The organism is Streptomyces sp. E11-3 (genome assembly GCF_046540415.1).
Lineage (GTDB): Bacteria > Actinomycetota > Actinomycetes > Streptomycetales > Streptomycetaceae > Streptomyces.
In genome coordinates this window covers 1-719 of the sequence record NZ_JAZGRL010000232.1, presented here as the reverse complement: position 1 = coordinate 719, position 719 = coordinate 1, and the positions used below count along the sequence as shown (strand labels likewise).

The 719-nt window shown below is 71.3% G+C and carries 1 protein-coding gene; it reads right to left on the bottom strand.

Annotation, left to right across the window (positions count from 1 at the left end):
- Positions 1-663, bottom strand: a 663-nt coding sequence (locus U9R90_RS36590; protein ID WP_411061832.1) for a coiled-coil domain-containing protein, incomplete at its 3' end; no start/stop codon positions are given.
- Between the last annotated feature and the right edge of the window lie 56 nt (positions 664-719).

Below are 719 nucleotides of genomic sequence, written 5' to 3'. Positions count from 1 at the left end.
TTGGGGTAGGTCGGTGGGGGCGGCCGCGGGGGGCTCGGTGACGCGGACGCGTTGTTCGGCGGTCAGTTTGCCGAGGAGGCGTTCTGCCTTGTCGAGCTTGGTGGTGATCGTGGACTTGTGGCGCTTCAGGTCGGCCTGGCGGGCGCGGAGTTCCTTCAGGCGGCCGTCCGCCTTGGTGCGCAGGCGGTCGATGTCGCGCAGTTGTTTCTGGACGCCGGTGATGGTGGCCGCCTGGCGCAGGCCCGCGCGGTCGGCGATGCTGGCGCGCTCCAGGTAGTCGTCCGGGTCGGAGGCGAGGGCGAGTTGGAGCGCGGGGGCGACGCTGCCGTTGCGGTACTGGGCGGTGGCGGCCGAACCCAGTGTCGTACGGGCGTCGTTCAGGTCGTCGGTCTTGCGGGCGGCCTCGTCCTGGAGGTTGTCGACCTCGCGCCGGGCCTCCTTGGCCTTCTCACCGGCGTCGTTGTACTTCTCGGTGGCGACCTCCGCCTCCTGGTACAGCTTGTCCACCTCGGCCTTCACCTGGGCCGGGGTGAGACGGGGCTCCGCGACCGAGGCGCCCTCGAAGGCCGTGGTGCTCGCGGCGCCGGCCAGCGCGAGGGTCAGGGCGGTCCGTGCCGTCGTGCCGGTGAGCGGGTACTGCTTGGGTTTTCGGTGGGCGGCCACTAGGAATTCGTCTCCCTATGTCGCGCGATACGCGTCCGGCGGCGGCCCGCACAGGG